Origin of the sequence: Mesobacillus sp., from assembly GCF_049588175.1 — a bacterium.
Classification (GTDB): Bacteria; Bacillota; Bacilli; order Bacillales; family Cytobacillaceae; genus Mesobacillus.
Genome location: NZ_JBAVFI010000068.1, coordinates 1 through 2,199, shown reverse-complemented (window position 1 = coordinate 2,199; position 2,199 = coordinate 1). Strand labels below are relative to the sequence as shown.

Here is a 2,199-nt window from a genome sequence, read left to right as displayed (position 1 = left end):
GTAACAGAAAACCCCATTCTGTGCCCGAAATCCGGATAGCTAGAGAAAAAGGGTAACAGAAACCACCATTCTGTGCCCGGAATCCAGATAGCTAGAGAAAAAGAGTCACATAGAACAGGGGCAAGTTCTAATTACGTTCAGAAAATGAACATTTGAATGTATATAAAGCGACTGCCACAACCACAAAAGTTTATGCCAATCTATGGATCGCATTTTTAAAAGGAGCAAGTAAAATGACATTTGAAATCATACCGTTAGGTGATCTGGCTGTTCGGATTTCCTTTGGGGATTCAATAAAAGAGGAAACGAATGGCCGGATTCGTCAATTTATCTTAAAGCTGGAAAAAGAAAAAGTCATTGGCGTCATTGAATGGGTGCCCGCGTATACTTCGTTGACTGTATATTATGAGCCTGAATGAATCAGCTATGAAGTCTTAAAGCGAAAACTTGAAAAGGTCAATCTGTCTCCGGTAGAAACTCAGCTAGCCAGGCCTGTTGTGTACGAGATTCCAGCCTGTTATGGAGGGGAATTCGGGCTGGATTTGTCATATGTGGCGGAATATCATGGTCTAAGCGAACAGGAAGTGATCAGCCTGCATGCTGGCCGAGATTATTTGATCTACATGATGGGATTTATGCCGGGCTTTCCTTATCTCGGAGGCATGCCGGATGAAATTGCCGTGCCGAGGCTCGAGCAGCCCCGATTCAGCGTATTCCCTGGGTCTATAGGGATTGGAGGCAGCCAGACTGGCATTTATCCTGCAGATACTCCTTCCGGATGGAGGATTATCGGGGCCACACCTATTCGGTTATATGATCCGGAAAAGGATGATCCGTTCCTTTTGAGTGCAGGCGATTACATAAAATTTGTGCCGATCAATCAGGAAGAATTTTTCAATATAAAAGAAATGGGAATGTCCTATCAGCTTAAGACTTACGTCAAGGAGTGAATACGATGCTGTCAGTGGATTTGAACTGTGATTTGGGCGAGAGCTATGGACTATTCAAGATTGGCAATGATGCGGAAATTCTCAAACACATTACTTCTGCAAATATTGCGTGTGGATTTCATGCTGGGGACCATAATGTGATGATGGAAACGGTAAAAATGGCGAAAGCACAAGGAGTGAAAATTGGGGCACACCCTGGTTTTCCTGACCTTCACGGTTTTGGCAGGAGAGAAATGCATTTGACCCAGCAGGAGATTTACAATCTTGTTGTCTATCAGATCGGGGCCCTTGAAGCAGCCGCAAAGGCATGCGGCACAAAAGTCTCTCATATGAAGCCTCATGGCGCTTTGTATAATATGGCTGCCAGGGATAAGCTTGTCGCCGGCGCTATCGTCCAGGCAGTGCTGGATGTTAATCCTCAATTAGTTTTGTTTGGTTTGGCAGGAAGCCTGCTGGTCAGGACTGGGGAAGAGAAGGGCCTGAAGGTTGCACATGAAGTGTTCGCAGACAGGAATTATCAGCCTGATGGCACGTTAACGCCCAGGTCACAGGCCAATGCGATAATCCATGATTCGGAACATGCAATCGAAAGAGTAATACACATGGTTAAGCAAGGAAAGGTCAGGGCAGTTGACGGAAGTGATATAAAAATGAAGGCAGATACTATATGTGTCCATGGTGATGAACCTCAGACGCTCGAGTTCGTGGTGAAATTAAAGCAGGCGTTAATAAATGAGGGAATTGCCGTCGGGAAAAGCTGGGATGCAAAATGACGGCTCCTCTCTTTAAAGTTTTGAAGCCGGGTCTTCAAACATCTGTACAGGATTTGGGGAGAACCGGGTATCAGCAGTACGGCATGAGTCCATCTGGGGCAATGGATACCTATTCCATGCAGATGGCCAATCTCCTGACAGGGAATCCACTTGGTGAGGCTGTACTTGAGGCGGTAATGGTTGGTCCAAGCCTTGAAGTTTTAACAAATGTTTCGATTGCCATTTGCGGAGGGAATTTAGAACCAAAGGTGAATGGACAGGAAGTGCCAATGTGGAAAAGCTTTATTTTAAAGGTAGACGACATTCTTTCTTTTGGAAAGGTGAAAAGCGGCAGCAGGGCATATATTAGCTTTGCAGGAGGCATAGACGTTCCGCTTGTTTTAGGAAGCAAGTCAACGTTCCTTAATGGCAGCCTTGGCGGATTGAACGGGCGGGCTTTGGAATCAGGGGATGTGGTCCATGGAAAACCAGCTGTT

The 2,199-nt window shown here is 45.7% G+C and carries 2 protein-coding genes and 1 pseudogene; all 3 read left to right on the top strand.

Features of this window, described 5'->3' with window-relative positions:
• Positions 1–233: 233 nt before the first annotated feature.
• A pseudogene (gene pxpB / locus WB217_RS01580) lies at positions 234–950 on the top strand (5-oxoprolinase subunit PxpB).
• Positions 951–955: 5 nt separating this feature from the next.
• On the top strand, positions 956–1,723 hold the full coding sequence (locus tag WB217_RS01575) for a LamB/YcsF family protein (protein WP_423990024.1): 768 nt from the start codon (positions 956–958) through the stop codon (positions 1,721–1,723).
• Positions 1,720–2,199, top strand: a 480-nt coding sequence (locus WB217_RS01570; protein ID WP_423990022.1) for a biotin-dependent carboxyltransferase family protein, incomplete at its 3' end; no start/stop codon positions are given. The genes WB217_RS01575 and WB217_RS01570, both read left to right, overlap by 4 nt.